4 protein-coding genes and 2 pseudogenes are annotated in these 4,727 nt (G+C 33.8%); 4 read left to right on the top strand and 2 right to left on the bottom strand.

Annotated elements, in window-relative coordinates; genetic code table 11:
- A pseudogene (locus OZD66_RS02065) lies at positions 1 to 267 on the top strand (IS3 family transposase); the annotation flags it as partial.
- 46 nt (positions 268 to 313) lie between these two features.
- Here the strand turns inward: OZD66_RS02065 and OZD66_RS02060 are convergent.
- Complete coding sequence (locus OZD66_RS02060; RefSeq protein WP_039964338.1) at positions 314 to 595, bottom strand: hypothetical protein; 282 nt, start codon at positions 593 to 595, stop codon at positions 314 to 316.
- Here OZD66_RS02060 and secD point away from each other — a divergent pair.
- A complete protein-coding gene (gene secD, locus OZD66_RS02055; protein ID WP_458695170.1) occupies positions 495 to 1,940 on the top strand; it encodes a protein translocase subunit SecD in 1,446 nt (481 codons plus the stop codon). The genes OZD66_RS02060 and secD overlap by 101 nt on opposite strands.
- Here secD and OZD66_RS02050 read toward each other — a convergent pair.
- A complete protein-coding gene (locus OZD66_RS02050) occupies positions 1,937 to 2,722 on the bottom strand; it encodes an enoyl-ACP reductase FabI (protein WP_182366612.1) in 786 nt (261 codons plus the stop codon). The two genes, secD and OZD66_RS02050, sit on opposite strands and share 4 nt — an antisense overlap.
- A gap of 233 nt (positions 2,723 to 2,955) precedes the next feature.
- Here OZD66_RS02050 and OZD66_RS02045 point away from each other — a divergent pair, with 233 nt between their 5' ends.
- The gene (locus tag OZD66_RS02045; RefSeq protein ID WP_182366614.1) at positions 2,956 to 3,771 is read left to right on the top strand and encodes a hypothetical protein; all 816 of its coding nucleotides are present in this window, start codon (positions 2,956 to 2,958) and stop codon (positions 3,769 to 3,771) included.
- Between the two features lie 62 nt (positions 3,772 to 3,833).
- Positions 3,834 to 4,643: pseudogene (locus OZD66_RS02040) on the top strand (porin); the annotation flags it as partial.
- Positions 4,644 to 4,727 lie beyond the last annotated feature (84 nt).

Here is a 4,727-nt window from a genome sequence, read left to right as displayed (position 1 = left end):
AGATTCTTTATTGATGGCCGTTGATAAACGCAAACCCGATAAAAATCTGCTGTTACATAGCGATCAAGGGTCACAGTATACCTCTCAAAATTACCAATTTCTATTGAATACAAAAAACATCATTTCCAGCATGAGCCATAAGGGCTGTTGTTACGATAACTCTGTTGCAGAAAAGTTCACTTAAAAGGGAGCTGCTTATTGATACTTCTCGCTCAACAAACCAGAACTGCCATATTTGAATACATAGAAATCTTTTATAACAAATAACGTAGACATTCTACTATTAACTATTGCATTCCTGCACAATTTATTCTCATGATAAAAACGTCTTAACTTTCTCTCTACTTTTTCTGGGTAAGGTCAAATAGAGAATTTTACAAAAATCTATTTTTAACTTACAATCAATTATTACAATTTTAAACCTACAACTTATGTACAACAGACTTATAGTCAAATCTTTTTCAGTATTATGCATCTGTTTATTTGCTTTATACATAACACTGCCAAATTTCTTTGATAATAAGCTTTTTATTTCGAAAAAAAGAATAAACTTAGGCCTTGACCTGAAAGGAGGGGCATCTTTGCTTTTAAACATAGACTTAGACTTCTATTTTAAGGAAAAGCTAAGCATGCTAGCTAACGAAATAAAAGAGACATTGCTAACAAAAAATATTGAATCTAACGTACAAAATAGCGTTATAACTTTAAATAATATTGATGATTATAAAAAAGCATCTGTGTTGATTAATGCGATAAATCCAAATTTAGAGCTAAATAGAAAAGATTCTTCGATTCTCATTTCGTATAAACCCCATTATAAAAATTCTTTGATCAGTGAAGTAGCTGCAGAATCAATAAACAATGTCCAGCGCCGTTTGGACAAACTTGGCACAAAGGAAGTCAGCGTTCAAAAACAAGGGCAGAATAAAATATTAGTGCAGGTGCCTGGAGTAGAAGATACCAAGCAGATAAAATCTCTGCTTGGCAAAACTGCTAAGCTAGCTTTTCATTTGGCAAACACTAACATAGCCAAGGTGCAGGATATAGACTATGAAACCACTGTCATGCTCAAGGATTCTTTAGGTAATTCTTATCCAATATTCCGCAAAACTGAAATAGGTGGTGATTCGCTGGTTAACGCATCAGTTAGATTTGGTCACTTAGGTAAACCAACAGTGCATTTTAAATTTGACAGCATAGCGAGTAAAAGATTCGCAAAAATCACTAAAGAAAATGTGGGAAAACCTTTTGCAATTGTTCTGGATAACACAGTCTTAACAGTACCTACAATACGTGAGCCAATTTTAAATGGAGAGGGAGAAATTAGCGGTAATTTCACTGAAAAACAAGCAAGCGAACTTGCAATACTTTTAAAATCTGGAGCACTGCCAGCACCACTTAAAATAATTGAAGAAAAAAACATTGGCCCAAGTCTTGGAGAAGAATCAATAAAGGCAGGGGAAATGGCAGCAACAATCTCTATTATAGCCGTGGCTTTATTTATAATCATCACTTACGGCAAATTAGGTGTATTGGCCTCTGTTGCACTTTTTTCTAATGTAGTTCTTATATTATCAATTCTCACTCTGCTTGAAGCAACTCTAACTTTACCTGGAATTGCCGGTATTGCACTTACTGTTGGTATGGCGGTGGATGCAAATGTTTTAATATTTGAGCGAATTCGTGAGGAAATCAAATCTGGCAAGAGAGTGGAACGTGCTATTGAAGAAGGGTTTAAAAACGCTATAAAGACAATACTGGATTCAAATATCACTACATTAATTGCTGCAGGAATAATGTTCATTATTGGCAGTGGAGCAATAAGAGGCTTTTCTGTCACTCTATCAATAGGAATTTTATGTTCGATGTTTTCTGCAATCACAGTCACAAAACTCCTGATAGAGTTGTGTATGAACCCGAAGGAACTAGTGCTTTGTTAGTCAACTACCTTCATTCCCACAACGTTATATCCTGAATCAACGTGCAAAATTTCTCCAGTAGTGCCACTACTTAAGTCGCTTAATAAGTATAACGCTGCCTTGCCAACATCCTCTATTGTAACATTGCGTCTGAGCGGAGAATTATTTCTATTCCATTCTGATATGGAGTGAAAATCGCTTATTCCAGAAGATGCTAAAGTTCTGATTGGACCAGCGGAAATTGCATTTATTCTGATATTTTGTGGCCCGAGATCACATGCTATATATTTTACACTTGCTTCAAGTGCCGCTTTACATAAACCCATAACGTTATAATTTGGCATAACTTTTTCAGCGCCATAATAAGATAAAGTAAGTAAACTACCACCATTTGACATCATTTTTTCAGCCCTTTGCGCTAAAGCAGTAAAAGAATAGCACGATATATGCATTGCATTGAGGAAGTTATCCAGTGAAGTATTGACATATTTACCATCTAACTCATTTTTATCGGAGAATGCTATTGCATGCACCAAAAAGTCAAGAGTACCCCATTTTTTCTCTATTATTTCGAAAGCGTTATCTATGATTTTTTCATTTGAAACGTCGCAGTGTAATATTAGCTCCACATTTAGTTCATCTGCTATTGGTGATAGTTTTTCTTTTATTATTTCATTCTGGTAGGTGATTGCAAGTTCTGCTCCGTGCTCTGAGAGAGTTTTTGCTATACCGTATGCTATTGATCTCTTATTTATTATTCCGGTTATTAATCCCTTTTTGCCTTGTAATAGACTTGTCGTCATAGAACTATCTGTTTTTTTATAATTTGGAATATTAACTAGGTAAAGTCAAGATATCACTATGTTTTAAAATATTTTTTGCAGTAACTTGAAGTCTATAAACAGTAATCTTGATTCTTCTACAACAAAGCCATCCCATATGACATTTTACCTATACCCAATCAAGCATATTAATAAGTAAGTAAATCTTAATATAATCTTATTATACTTATAAATACGCTGTATAGAATGAAAGTATGGATGATTTCATAACTGCAAGAAGAAAAGATGATGCTGTGGTATCTGTTTGTCAGGATAATAAGAAAAAAAACGTGTTAATTTTAGGGCTCAATCAAGCCGCAAGGAATTTGTTAAAATACGAGGAAGGGAATTTACTTAATAAGCCGTTAATCAATATTTTAAGTGCAAGAGCAGCTGACGACATGAAGAATTATTTAGAGTATACCGAAAATGGGCACGATTTACTTGATATATTACCTAAAGTGATAGATTTTTCCTTAACTGATGCTAAAGGAGAAGATATCAGGACAAAAGTAAAAGTTTTCCGCACTGCACAATTTGCCAGTAATAAAATAAATTATGAGGTGTTAATACGTGATATCAGTTTGTCCCATAAATTAGGAATCTTTAGAGATGAATATCTAATGGGTAAGAAATATAAAAACCATGACTTATTCGATATACCGGGCAATGAGTCCACTATTCTAGAGTTATACGTTATATTAAATTTTGCCTTTCAACATCAAATTAATGCAGCTATAGGAGTGATTGGCTTAAATAGTAGCTGTAGTGAGACAAATAATGCACTGAAAGTTATCATAGAACATTTTTATAAAAATTGCCGTAGTGATGATTTTCTAGGGTATATTGATGAGAATAAAGTGCTTTTTGTTTTGATTAACTGCGATGTAAAAAGTACATCTAAAATAATTAATCGTATACATTCTGCCATTAATAAGCAGTTATTAATGCAAAAATTACCAAGTGTATCAATAATTTATGGGAATATAGCTCAAAAACAGGCAGCAAAATCTACCAGCGGTGCCTTCTGAAAAGTTGTTTTTTATTTATATTGAGTTTAAACTTAAATTTTTATAAAGATTTAAGTTTATTTATGAAGTTAAAGTACTACCTGGTAGCACTGCTTTCATCATTGTTCTTGCAGAATAGTGCTAACTCTAAAACAATTTTGGATAAGGAAATATTTTATGCAGAACTAGACGGAAAAATAAATTTGAGATTCGGCTACGCCTTCAATAGAGATTCTTTCAATGCTAAGCCTAAGGATAAAACTTCAAGTTATTCATACTTGCGCTTTCTTTATTTACAGCAAGTTTATCCAAATACTCAAATGGGGGTTAATGTTAAGGCAGGGGTTTCTGGTATTGCAAACCTAAAAGCGTTAGACATAGAAAAGTTAGACATGGAGGAATGGTATTTTATCATAAAAAACCAGGAACTTGGATCAATTGAATATGGTAAAAGAAGTTTAGTTGGTCAGAGCATGTTAATTAACACTTCAAAAATTTATGCAGCTGCTGGAGGAGTAAATGGTCATTGGACAAACTATGCAAATTTGCGCGGTGATCATAAAAAAGATGGTGACCCTGGATATGATCAAGACAAGGTGTTCTGGGTCAAGCCCAATATTTATAGCGATTATAATGAACTCGAACTAGGGTTAAAACAATCATCAATTAACTACATCTCCCCTGAAATCTATAACTTTCAACTCGGATTCAGTTATGTTCCAGGAAAAAATAACTTACAGTATAGCAATTTAATTGCTGCTGGCCTTTCCTATAAAAACAGCTTGTCAGATGATATAGGTTTTACTACTGCCTTAACTGGTGAATTTGCAAGAGAAAATTTAACTGATTGCTCAGATGGGACTTCTAAAAATTATGAATGCCGCAATCAATTATAGCATTTCTCATAATAGTCCGAACAGGTCATAGGAAGGCAGAATCAACAGCACGACGAAAGGATTCGAATAGAGGAATGTTTT

The organism is Wolbachia endosymbiont of Drosophila baimaii (genome assembly GCF_028982185.1).
Classification (GTDB): domain Bacteria; phylum Pseudomonadota; class Alphaproteobacteria; order Rickettsiales; family Anaplasmataceae; genus Wolbachia; species Wolbachia pipientis.
This window is presented reverse-complemented; position numbering and strand designations above follow the sequence as displayed.